This is a genomic window from Streptococcus sp. XMC, from assembly GCF_021341835.1.
Lineage (GTDB): Bacteria > Bacillota > Bacilli > Lactobacillales > Streptococcaceae > Streptococcus.
Map to the genome: position 1 here is coordinate 139952 of NZ_JAJTNQ010000004.1, position 14179 is coordinate 154130.

Consider the following 14179-nt stretch of genomic DNA (forward strand, 5'->3'; position numbering starts at 1 on the left):
GAGGAAATATCGTGGGAATTCGTGTTTATAAACCAACAACAAACGGTCGCCGTAATATGACTTCTTTGGATTTCGCTGAAATCACAACAAGCACACCAGAGAAATCTTTGCTCGTTTCATTGAAGAGCAAAGCAGGTCGTAACAACAACGGACGTATCACAGTTCGTCACCAAGGTGGTGGACACAAACGTCATTACCGTTTGATTGACTTCAAACGTAACAAAGATAACGTTGAAGCAGTTGTAAAAACAATTGAGTACGATCCAAACCGTTCTGCAAACATCGCTTTGGTGCACTACACTGACGGTGTGAAAGCATACATCATCGCTCCAAAAGGTCTTGAAGTTGGTCAACGTATCGTTTCAGGTCCAGAAGCAGATATCAAAGTCGGAAACGCTCTTCCGCTTGCTAACATCCCAGTTGGTACTTTGATCCACAACATCGAATTGAAACCAGGTCGTGGTGGAGAATTGGTACGTGCTGCTGGAGCATCTGCTCAAGTATTGGGTGCTGAAGGTAAATATGTTCTTGTTCGTCTTCAATCAGGCGAAGTTCGTATGATCCTTGGTACTTGCCGTGCTACAGTTGGTGTTGTCGGAAACGAACAACATGGACTTGTAAACCTTGGTAAAGCTGGTCGTAGCCGTTGGAAAGGTATCCGTCCAACAGTTCGTGGTTCTGTAATGAACCCGAATGATCACCCACACGGTGGTGGTGAAGGTAAAGCACCAGTTGGTCGTAAAGCGCCATCTACTCCATGGGGCAAACCTGCTCTTGGTCTTAAAACTCGTAACAAGAAAGCGAAATCTGACAAACTTATCGTTCGTCGTCGCAACGAGAAATAATTTAGAACTAGTCGCTTAAGCGCTAGATGATCCGCCAGCTCGGCAGCGCTCCTTGTGAGCGCAAGCCGCTGTGGTACTATATTTAAAGGAGAAAATATTAAAATGGGACGCAGTCTTAAAAAAGGACCTTTCGTCGATGAGCATTTGATGAAAAAAGTTGAAGCTCAAGCTAATGACGAAAAGAAAAAAGTTATCAAAACTTGGTCACGTCGTTCAACGATCTTCCCAAGTTTCATTGGTTACACTATCGCAGTTTATGATGGACGTAAACACGTACCTGTTTACATCCAAGAAGACATGGTAGGTCACAAGCTTGGTGAATTTGCACCAACTCGTACTTACAAAGGTCACGCTGCAGATGACAAGAAGACACGTAGAAAATAAGGAGAACATAAATGGCAGAAATTACTTCAGCTAAAGCAATGGCTCGTACAGTGCGTGTTTCACCTCGTAAATCACGTCTTGTTCTTGACAACATCCGTGGTAAAAGCGTAGCCGATGCAGTAGCAATCTTGAAATTCACTCCAAACAAAGCAGCTGAAATCATCTTGAAAGTGTTGAACTCAGCAGTAGCAAACGCTGAAAACAACTTTGGTTTGGAAAAAGCAAACTTGGTAGTATCTGAAGCATTCGCAAACGAAGGACCAACGATGAAACGTTTCCGTCCACGTGCGAAAGGTTCAGCTTCACCAATCAACAAACGCACAAGCCACATCACAGTGGTTGTGACAGAAAAATAAGGAGGTAACATCGTGGGTCAAAAAGTACATCCAATTGGAATGCGTGTCGGCATCATCCGTGATTGGGATGCCAAATGGTATGCTGAAAAAGAATACGCGGATTACCTTCATGAAGATCTTGCAATCCGTAAATTCATTCAAAAAGAATTGGCTGACGCAGCGGTTTCTACTATCGAAATCGAACGCGCAGTAAACAAAGTTAACGTTTCTCTTCACACTGCTAAACCAGGTATGGTTATCGGTAAAGGTGGAGCAAACGTTGATGCACTTCGTGCAGCTCTTAACAAATTGACTGGCAAACAAGTACACATCAACATCATTGAGATTAAACGTCCTGACTTGGATGCTCACCTTGTTGGTGAAGGAATTGCTCGTCAATTGGAACAACGTGTTGCTTTCCGTCGTGCACAAAAACAAGCGATCCAACGTGCTATGCGTGCTGGAGCTAAAGGAATCAAAACTCAAGTATCAGGTCGTTTGAACGGTGCAGATATTGCCCGTGCAGAAGGATACTCTGAAGGAACTGTTCCACTTCACACACTTCGCGCTGATATCGATTACGCTTGGGAAGAAGCAGACACTACTTACGGTAAACTTGGTGTTAAAGTATGGATCTACCGTGGTGAAGTTCTTCCAGCTCGTAAAGACGCTAAAGGAGGTAAATAACCAATGTTAGTACCTAAACGTGTAAAACACCGTCGCGAATTCCGTGGTAAAATGCGCGGTGAAGCAAAAGGTGGAAAAGAAGTAGCATTCGGTGAATACGGTCTTCAAGCTACAACTAGCCACTGGATCACTAACCGCCAAATCGAGGCAGCTCGTATTGCCATGACTCGTTACATGAAGCGTGGTGGTAAGGTTTGGATCAAGATCTTCCCACACAAATCATACACCGCTAAAGCTATCGGGGTACGTATGGGATCTGGTAAAGGGGCACCTGAAGGTTGGGTAGCACCAGTTAAACGTGGTAAAGTAATGTTTGAAGTTGCTGGTGTATCTGAAGAAATCGCTCGCGAAGCGCTTCGTCTTGCAAGCCACAAATTGCCAGTTAAATGTAAATTCGTAAAACGTGAAGCAAAATAAGGAGAGGTCATGAAACTTACAGAAGTAAAAGAATTTGTTAAAGAACTTCGTGGTCTTTCTCAAGAAGAACTCGCGAAGCGTGAAAATGAATTGAAAAAAGAATTGTTTGAACTTCGTTTCCAAGCTGCTGCAGGTCAATTGGAGCAAACTGGACGTTTGAAAGAAGTGAAAAAACAAATCGCTCGTATCAAAACTGTTCAGTCAGAAGCTAAATAATAGACTAGGGAAGGAGAATTTCAATGGAACGCAATAATCGTAAAGTTCTTGTTGGACGCGTTGTGTCTGACAAAATGGACAAAACAATCACAGTTGTAGTTGAAACTAAACGTAACCACCCAGTCTATGGTAAACGTATCAACTATTCTAAAAAATACAAAGCACATGATGAAAACAACGTTGCCAAAGAAGGCGATATCGTTCGTATCATGGAAACTCGTCCGCTTTCAGCTACAAAACGCTTCCGTCTTGTAGAAGTTGTTGAAGAAGCGGTCATCATCTAATCTAACCTGAAAGGAGAAAACTTAAATGATTCAAACAGAAACTCGTTTGAAAGTCGCTGACAACAGTGGTGCACGCGAAATCTTGACAATCAAAGTTCTTGGTGGTTCAGGACGTAAATTCGCAGGTATCGGTGATGTCATCGTAGCATCTGTAAAACAAGCTACTCCTGGTGGTGCGGTTAAAAAAGGTGACGTTGTAAAAGCTGTTATCGTTCGTACTAAATCAGGTGCTCGTCGTAAAGATGGTTCATACATCAAATTCGACGAAAATGCTGCAGTGATCATCCGTGAAGACAAAACTCCTCGCGGAACTCGTATCTTTGGCCCAGTCGCTCGTGAATTGCGTGACGGTGGTTTCATGAAGATCGTATCACTTGCTCCAGAAGTACTTTAATTTAAAAAATCACAAACACAGTCCCCTGGCTCATTGGCCAGGGTGCCCATAGGGCGTAAGAATAAAAGGAGAATAAAATGTTTGTAAAAACTGGCGACAAAGTTCGTGTAATTGCTGGTAAAGACAAAGGTGTTGAAGCTAAAGTCGTTGCTGCTCTTCCAAAAGTAAATAAAGTTGTTGTTGAAGGTGTAAACCTTGTTAAAAAACACCAACGTCCAAATAACGAAAACCCTCAAGGTGCTATCATCGAAAAAGAAGCTCCAATCCATGTATCAAACGTTCAAGTCTTGGACAAGAACGGTGTTGCTGGACGTGTTGGCTACAAATTCGTAGATGGCAAAAAAGTTCGTTATAACAAAAAATCAGGCGAAGTGCTTGACTAATCACGAAGGAAAGGAGAAGTATAATGGCTAATCGTTTAAAAGAAAAATACCTTAATGAAGTAGTTCCAGCTTTGACTGAACAATTTAACTACTCATCAGTTATGGCAGTGCCAAAAGTTGATAAGATCGTTTTGAACATGGGTGTTGGAGTTGCTGTTTCTAACGCTAAAAACCTTGAGAAAGCTGCTGAAGAATTGGCATTGATCTCAGGTCAAAAACCACTTATCACAAAAGCTAAAAAATCAATCGCCGGCTTCCGTCTTCGTGAAGGTGTAGCGATCGGTGCGAAAGTAACACTTCGTGGCGAACGTATGTACGAATTCTTGGACAAATTGGTTTCAGTTTCACTTCCACGTGTTCGTGACTTCCATGGTGTTCCAACAAAATCATTTGACGGACGCGGAAACTACACACTTGGTGTGAAAGAACAATTGATCTTCCCAGAAATCAACTTTGATGATGTTGATAAAACTCGTGGTTTGGATATCGTAATCGTAACTACTGCGAACACAGACGAAGAATCACGTGCATTGCTTACTGGCCTTGGTATGCCGTTTGCAAAATAATATAGGAGGTAAAACTAATGGCTAAAAAATCTATGATTGCTAAGAACAAACGCCCAGCGAAGTTCTCTACTCAAGCATACACTCGCTGTGAACGTTGTGGACGTCCACACTCAGTTTACCGCAAGTTTAAACTTTGCCGTGTTTGCTTCCGTGAATTGGCATACAAAGGACAAATCCCTGGTGTCACTAAAGCATCTTGGTAATAGCATGATACAAAGAGCGTGACAACCTCAGCAAAAATAGGAGATTTGATGCAGGAGCGATGCTCCAAGACAAATCTATCTTTTTTGCCCAGGTTGTAGCTCGTGTTCAAATGAGAAATCCTCATTTGTATGTATCAAAACTTTCTGAGCCTAGCTCAATCATTAACTAGCAAGTGAAACGTTCAAACTACTAGTAAGAGGAGAAATATAAAATGGTTATGACTGACCCAATCGCAGACTTCCTAACTCGTATTCGTAACGCTAACCAAGCAAAACACGAAGTACTTGAAGTACCTGCATCAAACATCAAAAAAGGGATTGCTGAAATCCTTAAACGCGAAGGTTTTGTAAAAAACGTTGAAGTAATCGAAGATGACAAACAAGGAATCATCCGCGTGTTCTTGAAATACGGAGCAAACGGTGAAAAAGTTATCACAAACTTGAAACGTGTTTCTAAACCAGGTTTGCGTGTTTACAAAAAACGTGAAGATCTTCCAAAAGTTCTTAACGGACTTGGAATTGCTATCCTTTCAACTTCTGAAGGTTTGCTTACTGATAAAGAAGCACGCCAAAAGAATGTTGGTGGAGAAGTTATCGCTTACGTTTGGTAAAATCAAGATACAAAGCTCGTAAAGAACAAAGCAAAATTAGGAAGTTGGAGAAGTTTGTTTACAAACAAGCCAACTTATCTATTTTGCACAGTTCTTAGAGCGTGTTCAGTTCGGTTCTTGAACTAAATAAGTATCTTTAACCCCCGTGAAAACTGGCCTACAAAGGCCTGACAATTTAACAGGAGAATAAAAACATGTCACGTATTGGTAATAAAGTTATCGTGTTGCCTGCTGGTGTTGAACTCACTAACAATGACAACGTTGTAACTGTAAAAGGACCTAAAGGAGAACTTACTCGTGAGTTCTCAAAAGATATTGAAATCCGTGTGGAAGGTACTGAAGTAACTCTTCACCGTCCAAACGATTCAAAAGAAATGAAAACTATCCACGGAACTACTCGTGCCCTTTTGAACAACATGGTAATTGGTGTTTCAGAAGGCTTCAAGAAAGAACTTGAAATGCGCGGGGTTGGTTACCGTGCACAACTTCAAGGATCAAAACTTGTTTTGGCTGTTGGTAAATCACATCCAGACGAAGTTGAAGCTCCAGAAGGAATTACTTTTGAACTTCCAAACCCAACAACAATCGTTGTTAGCGGAATTTCAAAAGAAGTAGTTGGTCAAACAGCTGCTTACGTACGTAGCCTTCGTTCACCAGAACCTTACAAAGGTAAAGGGATCCGTTATGTTGGTGAATTCGTTCGCCGTAAAGAAGGTAAAACAGGTAAATAATGTAGTTTGGTTGTTTTTCAACCAATCTTCATCTTACCAACTCAGTGCTTAGCACATGATTTTAAAATTAAGAGGTGAAAATTGTGATTTCGAAACCAGATAAAAATAAAATCCGTCAAAAACGCCACCGTCGCGTTCGCGGAAAACTCTCTGGAACTGCTGATCGCCCACGTTTGAACGTATTCCGTTCTAATACAGGCATCTACGCTCAAGTAATTGATGACGTAGCGGGTGTAACGCTCGCAAGCGCTTCAACTCTTGACAAAGAAGTTTCAAAAGGAACTAAAACTGAACAAGCCGTTGTTGTCGGCAAACTTGTTGCTGAACGTGCAGTTGCTAAAGGTATTTCTGAAGTGGTGTTCGACCGCGGTGGATATCTATATCACGGACGTGTTAAAGCTTTGGCTGATGCAGCTCGTGAAAACGGATTGAAATTCTAATAGGAGGACACTAGAAAATGGCATTTAAAGACAATGCAGTTGAACTTGAAGAACGCGTAGTTGCCATCAACCGTGTTACAAAAGTTGTTAAAGGTGGACGTCGTCTTCGTTTTGCAGCTCTTGTAGTTGTTGGTGACCGTAACGGACGTGTTGGTTTTGGTACAGGTAAAGCTCAAGAAGTACCAGAAGCAATCCGTAAAGCAGTAGAAGATGCTAAGAAAAACTTGATTGAAGTTCCTATGGTTGGAACAACAATTCCTCACGAAGTAACATCAGTATTTGGTGGAGCTCGTGTATTGTTGAAACCAGCTATCGAAGGGGCTGGGGTTGCTGCAGGTGGTGCAGTTCGTGCCGTTGTTGAATTGGCAGGTATTGCAGATGTAACATCTAAATCACTTGGATCAAACACTCCAATCAACATTGTTCGTGCAACAGTGGAAGGTTTAGCTCAATTGAAACGCGCTGAAGAAGTTGCTGCCCTTCGTGGTATTTCAGTTTCTGACTTGGCTTAAGAAAGGAGATTCAAATGGCTCAAATTAAAATTACTTTGACTAAGTCTCCAATCGGACGCATCCCGTCACAACGTAAAACTGTTGTAGCACTTGGACTTGGCAAATTGAACAGCTCTGTTATTAAAGAAGATAACCCAGCAGTACGTGGTATGATTACTGCAGTATCTCACTTAGTAACAGTTGAAGAAGTAAAATAATCTATTTTGAAATAGAACAAGGTTTTCAGGGGTATGAGAATTTTCTCATCCCCTAAAACTAAATATAAGTATAGGCGAGTTTGTAGTCGGGACACCTTTTCCTGATTACATGCGTTAGCAATTTACAAAAGAGGAGAAAATAATAATGAAACTTCATGAATTACAACCTGCTGCAGGTTCACGTAAAGTCCGCAACCGTGTTGGTCGTGGTACTTCATCTGGTAATGGTAAAACTTCTGGCCGTGGTCAAAAAGGTCAAAAAGCTCGTAGCGGCGGCGGAGTACGCCTTGGTTTTGAAGGTGGACAAACTCCATTGTTCCGTCGTCTTCCAAAACGTGGATTTACAAACATCAACGCTAAAGAATATGCGATTGTAAACCTTGATCAGTTGAACGTCTTCGAAGATGGTGCTGAAGTAACACCAGTTGTACTTGTTGAAGCAGGTATTGTAAAAGCTGAAAAATCAGGGATTAAAATTCTTGGTAACGGAGAATTGACTAAGAAATTGACTGTTAAGGCAGCTAAATTCTCTAAATCAGCTGAAGAAGCTATCACTGCTAAAGGTGGTTCAGTAGAAGTCATCTAAGAGGGGTGACCTATGTTCTTTAAATTATTAAAAGATGCATTTAAGGTAAAACAAGTACGATCAAAAATTTTATTTACTATTTTTATCATACTTGTCTTCCGAATCGGGACCACGATTACGGTTCCTGGTGTGAATGCGAAAATCCTTAACAACTTACAAGATGTTTCCTTCTTGAATATGATGAGCTTGGTGTCAGGGAATGCTATGAGAAACTTCTCTGTCTTCGCCCTTGGGGTGAGTCCTTACATCACTGCTTCCATCGTAGTTCAGCTTCTTCAAATGGATTTGCTTCCGAAGTTTGTTGAGTGGGGGAAACAAGGAGAAGTTGGGCGGAGAAAGTTGAATCAGGCAACACGCTATATTGCCTTGGTCCTAGCTTTCGTTCAATCCATTGGAATTACAGCTACTTTCCATACTTTGTCACAAGCTAAATTAGTATCGACACCGAACGTTGAAACCTACATCTTGATTGGTGCAATTTTAACGACAGGTTCGATGATTGTGACCTGGTTGGGAGAACAGATTTCCGACAAAGGATACGGAAACGGTGTTTCTATGATTATCTTTGCGGGGATTGTTTCTTCCATTCCAGAAATGATCAAAGGTGTTTACGAAGATTCATTTGTCAACGTCCGTCCTGGACAATTGAACAATTCACTAATTTTCGTAGGGATATTAATCTTAGCGGTATTAGTGATTGTCTACTTCACAACCTTTGTGGAACAAGCTCAGTATAAAATTCCAATTCAATATACAAAGATTGCACAAGGAGCACCATCTAGCTCATATCTTCCACTGAAGGTAAACCCAGCTGGAGTTATTCCTGTCATCTTTGCTAGTTCGATCACAGCTGCGCCGGCAGCAATTTTCCAGGTCATTAGTGCCATGGGTTACAATGCTGGATGGGTTCGAACAGCACAATCTATGTTAGCAACCAATACACCAACAGGTGTAGCAATGTATGCTTTGCTAATCATTTTGTTTACTTTCTTCTACACATTTGTACAGATTAACCCAGAAAAAACTGCGGAAAATCTACAAAAGAGTGGTGCCTACATTCCAGGAGTACGTCCTGGTAAGGGAACAGAAGACTACATGTCACGTCTTCTTAGACGATTGGCTACGGTTGGTTCTCTCTTCCTTGGATTCATCACTATTATTCCAATCCTTGCCCGGGATGTCTTTGGTTTGACAGATACAGTTGCTCTCGGAGGGACTAGTCTCTTGATCATCATCTCAACTGGTATTGAAGGAATGAAACAATTAGAAGGTTACTTATTGAAACGCAAATACATTGGTTTCATGGATACAACAGAATAGAATTAGGTTGACATTGTCAACCTTCTATTTTGTTTTTGAATAAGTTTGTTAGATCGTAACAGACTTATTTAAAAACAAAATAAGGAGCAAATGATTATGAATCTATTAATCATGGGATTGCCTGGAGCAGGTAAGGGGACACAAGCGGCTAAGATTGTAGAACAATTTCAAGTTGCACATATCTCAACTGGGGATATGTTCCGTGCTGCAATGGCCAATCAAACCGAAATGGGTGTATTGGCAAAATCATTCATCGATAAAGGTGAATTGGTGCCGGATGATGTGACAAACGGGATTGTAAAAGAACGTTTGGCTCAAGACGATATTAAGGAAAAAGGATTCCTCTTAGATGGTTTCCCTCGCACGATTGAACAGGCACATGCTTTGGATCAAATCTTGGTTGACCTTGGTCTTGAACTTGAGGGAGTAATCAACATCGAAGTAGATCCATCTTGCTTACTTGAACGCTTGAGTGGACGTATCATTCACCGTGAAACAGGTGAAACTTACCATAAGGTATTCAATCCACCAGCTGATTACAAGGAAGAAGACTATTACCAACGTGAGGACGACAAACCAGAAACGGTTAAACGTCGCTTGGATGTGAACATTGCTCAAGGTGAGCCGATTCTTGCTCATTATCGTGCAAAAGGGTTAGTTCATGATATCGAAGGAAATCAAGACATTAACGACGTCTTTAAAGATATCCAAAAAGTCTTGGAGAAATTGAAATAAAAACGTTTTAGTCACTTGCAATAATTGACAACAAGTGATACAATGAATTAGTCTGACTTATAATTGTTACCTCTGTGCTCAGAGGAATGAATCGAAATTTATGGAGGTACTTTTGCGTGGCAAAAGACGATGTGATTGAAGTAGAAGGCAAAGTAGTCGATACGATGCCGAATGCTATGTTTACGGTTGAACTTGAAAATGGACATCAGATTTTAGCAACAGTTTCTGGTAAAATTCGTAAAAACTATATTCGTATTTTAGCGGGAGATCGTGTTACAGTGGAGATGAGTCCGTACGATTTGACACGTGGACGTATCACATACCGCTTTAAATAATCGAAAAACTTGGAGGGATAAAAATGAAAGTAAGACCATCGGTCAAACCAATTTGCGAATACTGTAAAGTAATTCGTCGTAATGGTCGTGTTATGGTAATTTGCCCAGCAAATCCAAAACACAAACAACGTCAAGGATAAGATAGAAAGGAGAAAACATGGCTCGTATTGCTGGAGTTGACATTCCAAATGACAAACGTGTAGTAATTTCATTGACTTATGTATACGGTATCGGACTTCCAACATCTAAGAAAATTCTTGCTGCTGCAGGCGTTTCTGAAGATATTCGTGTTCGCGACCTTACACCAGATCAAGAAGATGCTATCCGTCGTGAAGTTGACGCAATTAAAGTAGAAGGTGACCTTCGTCGTGAAGTGAACTTGAACATTAAACGTTTGATGGAAATCGGTTCATACCGTGGTATCCGTCACCGTCGTGGACTTCCTGTTCGTGGACAAAACACTAAAAACAATGCTCGCACTCGTAAAGGTAAAGCTGTTGCGATTGCTGGTAAGAAAAAATAAGAAAATAAAATAAGGAGGTAAAAATCTTGGCTAAACCAACACGTAAACGTCGTGTGAAAAAGAATATCGAATCAGGTATTGCTCATATTCACGCAACATTTAATAACACAATTGTTATGATTACTGATGTGCATGGTAACGCAATTGCATGGTCATCTGCAGGTGCTCTTGGTTTCAAAGGTTCTCGTAAATCTACACCATTTGCTGCACAAATGGCTTCAGAAGCTGCTGCAAAATCAGCTCAAGAACATGGTCTTAAATCAGTAGAAGTTACTGTTAAAGGTCCTGGTTCTGGTCGTGAGTCTGCTATTCGTGCTCTTGCTGCTGCTGGTCTTGAAGTTACTGCAATCCGCGATGTGACTCCTGTGCCACACAATGGTGCTCGTCCTCCAAAACGTCGCCGTGTATAATCATCAACAATTACACAGCTTTTCGTTTCAGAGGGAGTATAGCAAATGATTGAGTTTGAAAAACCAAATATAACAAAAATTGATGAAAATAAAGATTACGGTGTATTTGTAGTAGAACCACTTGAACGTGGTTATGGTACAACACTAGGGAACTCTCTTCGTCGCGTATTATTAGCTTCACTTCCAGGTGCTGCTGTTACTTCAATTAACATTGAAGGTGTATTGCACGAATTTGATACAGTTCCAGGTGTCCGTGAAGACGTTATGCAAATCATTCTTAACGTTAAAGGGATCGCTGTAAAATCTTACGTCCAAGACGAAAAGATTATTGAACTTGATGTAGAAGGTCCTGCAGAAGTGACTGCTGGAGATATTCTTACAGATAGTGATATTGAAATTGTAAACCCTGATCATTATCTTTTCACCATCGGTGAAGGATCAAGCTTCAAAGCGACTTTGACTGTAAACAGCGGTCGTGGTTATGTTCCAGCTGATCAAAATAAAAAAGATGATGCACCAGTAGGTACACTTGCTGTAGATTCAATCTATACGCCAGTGACAAAAGTTAATTACCAAGTTGAACCAGCTCGCGTTGGTAGCAACGATGGTTTTGACAAACTAACCCTTGAAATCTTAACAAATGGAACAATTATTCCAGAAGATGCTTTAGGTTTATCTGCTCGTATTTTGACAGAACACCTTAACCTCTTTACGAACTTAACAGAAATCGCGATTGCGACAGATGTTATGAAGGAAGTAGATACAGCATCAGATGATCGAGTACTAGAACGTACCATCGAAGAATTGGATCTTTCTGTTCGTTCATATAACTGTTTGAAACGTGCCGGTATCAATACTGTGTATGATTTGACAGAAAAATCTGAACCAGAAATGATGAAGGTTCGTAACCTTGGACGTAAGAGTCTCGAAGAAGTTAAAGTTAAGCTTGCCGATTTAGGCCTTGGGCTAAAAAACGATAAATAGAGGAGGAATACATGGCTTACCGTAAACTAGGACGCACTAGCTCACAACGTAAAGCAATGCTTCGTGATTTGACTACAGATCTTATCATCAATGAAGCAATCGTAACAACTGAAGCACGTGCAAAAGAAATCCGTAAATCAGTTGAAAAAATGATTACTTTAGGTAAACGTGGTGACTTGCATGCACGTCGTCAAGCAGCTGCTTACGTACGTAACGAAGTTGCATCACAAAACTTTGATGAAGAAACTGGTAAATATTCAGAAACAACTGCACTTCAAAAATTGTTCTCTGAACTTGCACCACGTTATGCTGAGCGCAATGGTGGATATACTCGTATCCTTAAAACTGAACCACGCCGTGGGGATGCTGCGCCAATGGCAATTATCGAATTAGTATAAAATCATCAATTTTGTTGAGTGTTATGATGTTGGAAGGACTTAACGGTTCTTCTTAGTCTAGCTCTGGTCTGCCGCTAGGATTTATCCTAGCGGTAACACTCATCATATTGAGGTAAATGGTAGACGCTTGTTTACGAAATTGCTTTAATTTAAAACAATTTCGTAAGCAGGCGTTTTTTTGATATAATAGAAGAGTTATGACAGAAAAAGAAAAATCACAAGCACTCGCCCAGCAATTATTGGCAAAGCGTTATCTTGCCTCGCTAAAAGATAATCCAGAGCAGTACATTGGGGTTGAACTCGAATTTCCAATCGTAAATACAATGGGGAATAAAACGGATGTACTGGTTACAAAGGCTCTTTTTAAGCATCTGCAAGAAGTTGAAGAGTTTATTGCGATTAAACAAGATGAAGATGGGAACCCAGTCCAGTTACAACATAAAATAAACAAAGATCAAATTGTATTTGAGTTATCTTACAATACCATTGAATTTGCTTTTGAAAAGACTAAAACCATCCAAGAAGTCGAAAGCCGGTTTCAACACTATTTAGGGATCATTCAGCCATTCTTAAGAGAGAGACAGCATCAAATAGAAGGAAAAGGCATTCATCCTTATTGGAGAATAAATGAAAATCAACCTGTAAAAATTGATCGTTATAAAATGCTGATTCAATTCTTGCAACTGTCTGGACAATATCCTAACCATCGGTTCCATCATTATCCAGACTATGGAACCTTTATTTGTGGCAATCAAGTACAATTGGATGTTTCAAGAACGAATTATTTGGAAATAATTAATGCAATGAATAAGGTGGAGCCAGCAAAAGCATATCTGTTTGCTAATTCCGTTTTTGATGGAGAGGACTGGGATACGAAGATCTCAAGAGATATTTTCTGGGAAGATTCCATGCATGGATTTTATCAGGAAAATGTTGGTGTAAATCCTAAGGCGTTTATAAATGAAAAGGACTTTCTAGAATATTTAGCGAAGACAGCCTTGTTTTATGTTTATCGTGAGGATGAAATCTTATATTTCGAACCTATTAGAGTAGAGGATTACCTCGCAAAAGAAAAAATAGTAGCCTATCGCTTAGATGGAACTAGACAAGAAATAAAACCGCAGGAAGAGGACCTGAAGAATCATAGAAGCTACCATTTTCAAGATTTAACAACAAGAGGAACCATCGAATATAGAAGTGTTTGTACTCAACCATTAAATAAAACATTTGCTCCAATTGCATTTCATGTCGGATTGCATCATAATATCAAAGAATTAGACGAGTATTTAGCTCAAAATATCATTTTTGATTTTAATAAAGATAATCCAAAAGAATTAAGAAGACAATATTCGAAAAAACAGTTAACTGAAAATGAATTAGTAAAAATTAAACAATATTCATTAGATCTGTTAAAAATCTCAAAAAGAGGATTGATGGATCGCGGAAACCAAGAAGAAGTTTATCTCGAAGAAATTATAAAAGAACTTGGGAAATGCTGATTTAACAGTATTTCCTTTTTTTAGGATCAAAAAAAAATAAAAAATTTAAAAAAATAGAAAAAAGATATTGACAAGGCGAAGTGGACGTGATATACTAATATAGTTGTCGCGCGAGAGCGACAAAGACCTTTGAAAACTGAACAAGACGAACCAATGTGCAGGGCGCTACAACTGAAGTTGTAGT

At 40.1% G+C, this 14179-nt stretch carries 26 protein-coding genes; all 26 read left to right on the top strand.

Annotation, left to right across the window (positions count from 1 at the left end):
- The first annotated feature begins 11 nt into the window (after positions 1-11).
- The 26 genes from rplB (at position 12) to LXO72_RS08395 (ending at position 13995) form a co-directional block, all read left to right on the top strand.
- Entirely contained in the window at positions 12-845 is an 834-nt protein-coding gene (gene rplB / locus LXO72_RS08270) for a 50S ribosomal protein L2 (protein WP_048690562.1), read from the top strand.
- Positions 846-947: 102 nt separating this feature from the next.
- The gene (gene rpsS, locus LXO72_RS08275; RefSeq protein ID WP_000533766.1) at positions 948-1229 is read left to right on the top strand and encodes a 30S ribosomal protein S19; all 282 of its coding nucleotides are present in this window, start codon (positions 948-950) and stop codon (positions 1227-1229) included.
- Positions 1230-1240: 11 nt separating this feature from the next.
- Positions 1241-1585 carry a 50S ribosomal protein L22 gene (gene rplV / locus LXO72_RS08280; RefSeq protein ID WP_006595188.1) on the top strand — a complete coding sequence of 115 codons (345 nt, stop codon included), beginning with the start codon at positions 1241-1243 and terminating at the stop codon, positions 1583-1585.
- A 12-nt stretch (positions 1586-1597) separates the two neighbouring features.
- The gene (rpsC, locus tag LXO72_RS08285) at positions 1598-2251 is read left to right on the top strand and encodes a 30S ribosomal protein S3 (RefSeq protein ID WP_003002336.1); all 654 of its coding nucleotides are present in this window, start codon (positions 1598-1600) and stop codon (positions 2249-2251) included.
- Positions 2252-2254: 3 nt separating this feature from the next.
- Positions 2255-2668, top strand: a complete 414-nt coding sequence (rplP, locus tag LXO72_RS08290; protein WP_006595186.1) for a 50S ribosomal protein L16 — start codon at positions 2255-2257, stop codon at positions 2666-2668.
- A 9-nt stretch (positions 2669-2677) separates the two neighbouring features.
- Complete coding sequence (rpmC, locus tag LXO72_RS08295) at positions 2678-2884, top strand: 50S ribosomal protein L29 (RefSeq protein ID WP_003002350.1); 207 nt, start codon at positions 2678-2680, stop codon at positions 2882-2884.
- 23 nt (positions 2885-2907) lie between these two features.
- On the top strand, positions 2908-3168 hold the full coding sequence (gene rpsQ / locus LXO72_RS08300) for a 30S ribosomal protein S17 (RefSeq protein ID WP_000440801.1): 261 nt from the start codon (positions 2908-2910) through the stop codon (positions 3166-3168).
- Positions 3169-3193: 25 nt separating this feature from the next.
- Positions 3194-3562, top strand: a complete 369-nt coding sequence (rplN, locus tag LXO72_RS08305) for a 50S ribosomal protein L14 (RefSeq protein WP_023025002.1) — start codon at positions 3194-3196, stop codon at positions 3560-3562.
- Between the two features lie 77 nt (positions 3563-3639).
- Complete coding sequence (gene rplX, locus LXO72_RS08310; protein WP_006595185.1) at positions 3640-3945, top strand: 50S ribosomal protein L24; 306 nt, start codon at positions 3640-3642, stop codon at positions 3943-3945.
- Between the two features lie 23 nt (positions 3946-3968).
- A complete protein-coding gene (rplE, locus tag LXO72_RS08315) occupies positions 3969-4511 on the top strand; it encodes a 50S ribosomal protein L5 (protein ID WP_233332068.1) in 543 nt (180 codons plus the stop codon).
- Between the two features lie 17 nt (positions 4512-4528).
- Complete coding sequence (locus LXO72_RS08320; protein WP_001085699.1) at positions 4529-4714, top strand: type Z 30S ribosomal protein S14; 186 nt, start codon at positions 4529-4531, stop codon at positions 4712-4714.
- 212 nt (positions 4715-4926) lie between these two features.
- Positions 4927-5325: a 30S ribosomal protein S8 gene (gene rpsH / locus LXO72_RS08325; protein WP_006595183.1), complete on the top strand. Its 399-nt coding sequence runs from the start codon at positions 4927-4929 to the stop codon at positions 5323-5325.
- A 194-nt stretch (positions 5326-5519) separates the two neighbouring features.
- Positions 5520-6056: a 50S ribosomal protein L6 gene (gene rplF, locus LXO72_RS08330; RefSeq protein ID WP_004269753.1), complete on the top strand. Its 537-nt coding sequence runs from the start codon at positions 5520-5522 to the stop codon at positions 6054-6056.
- 83 nt (positions 6057-6139) lie between these two features.
- The gene (gene rplR / locus LXO72_RS08335) at positions 6140-6496 is read left to right on the top strand and encodes a 50S ribosomal protein L18 (RefSeq protein WP_003010871.1); all 357 of its coding nucleotides are present in this window, start codon (positions 6140-6142) and stop codon (positions 6494-6496) included.
- 17 nt (positions 6497-6513) lie between these two features.
- Complete coding sequence (rpsE, locus tag LXO72_RS08340; RefSeq protein WP_006595182.1) at positions 6514-7008, top strand: 30S ribosomal protein S5; 495 nt, start codon at positions 6514-6516, stop codon at positions 7006-7008.
- 14 nt (positions 7009-7022) lie between these two features.
- Positions 7023-7205: a 50S ribosomal protein L30 gene (gene rpmD / locus LXO72_RS08345; protein WP_002894509.1), complete on the top strand. Its 183-nt coding sequence runs from the start codon at positions 7023-7025 to the stop codon at positions 7203-7205.
- Between the two features lie 145 nt (positions 7206-7350).
- Complete coding sequence (gene rplO / locus LXO72_RS08350; RefSeq protein ID WP_233332069.1) at positions 7351-7791, top strand: 50S ribosomal protein L15; 441 nt, start codon at positions 7351-7353, stop codon at positions 7789-7791.
- Positions 7792-7803: 12 nt separating this feature from the next.
- Positions 7804-9111: a preprotein translocase subunit SecY gene (gene secY / locus LXO72_RS08355; protein ID WP_154859310.1), complete on the top strand. Its 1308-nt coding sequence runs from the start codon at positions 7804-7806 to the stop codon at positions 9109-9111.
- A 96-nt stretch (positions 9112-9207) separates the two neighbouring features.
- A complete protein-coding gene (locus LXO72_RS08360) occupies positions 9208-9846 on the top strand; it encodes an adenylate kinase (protein ID WP_233332070.1) in 639 nt (212 codons plus the stop codon).
- A gap of 116 nt (positions 9847-9962) precedes the next feature.
- A complete protein-coding gene (infA, locus tag LXO72_RS08365; protein WP_001029883.1) occupies positions 9963-10181 on the top strand; it encodes a translation initiation factor IF-1 in 219 nt (72 codons plus the stop codon).
- 23 nt (positions 10182-10204) lie between these two features.
- The gene (gene rpmJ / locus LXO72_RS08370; RefSeq protein ID WP_001808836.1) at positions 10205-10321 is read left to right on the top strand and encodes a 50S ribosomal protein L36; all 117 of its coding nucleotides are present in this window, start codon (positions 10205-10207) and stop codon (positions 10319-10321) included.
- 17 nt (positions 10322-10338) lie between these two features.
- Positions 10339-10704 (top strand): 30S ribosomal protein S13, encoded by a 366-nt coding sequence (rpsM, locus tag LXO72_RS08375; protein WP_003009631.1) that lies wholly within the window; start codon positions 10339-10341, stop codon positions 10702-10704.
- Between the two features lie 26 nt (positions 10705-10730).
- Positions 10731-11114 carry a 30S ribosomal protein S11 gene (rpsK, locus tag LXO72_RS08380; RefSeq protein ID WP_001118385.1) on the top strand — a complete coding sequence of 128 codons (384 nt, stop codon included), beginning with the start codon at positions 10731-10733 and terminating at the stop codon, positions 11112-11114.
- Positions 11115-11159: 45 nt separating this feature from the next.
- Complete coding sequence (locus LXO72_RS08385) at positions 11160-12098, top strand: DNA-directed RNA polymerase subunit alpha (protein ID WP_006595177.1); 939 nt, start codon at positions 11160-11162, stop codon at positions 12096-12098.
- Between the two features lie 11 nt (positions 12099-12109).
- Positions 12110-12496, top strand: coding sequence for a 50S ribosomal protein L17 (rplQ, locus tag LXO72_RS08390; RefSeq protein ID WP_006595176.1), 387 nt, complete (start codon positions 12110-12112; stop codon positions 12494-12496).
- 197 nt (positions 12497-12693) lie between these two features.
- Positions 12694-13995 (top strand): glutamate-cysteine ligase family protein, encoded by a 1302-nt coding sequence (locus LXO72_RS08395; protein ID WP_233332071.1) that lies wholly within the window; start codon positions 12694-12696, stop codon positions 13993-13995.
- Positions 13996-14179 lie beyond the last annotated feature (184 nt).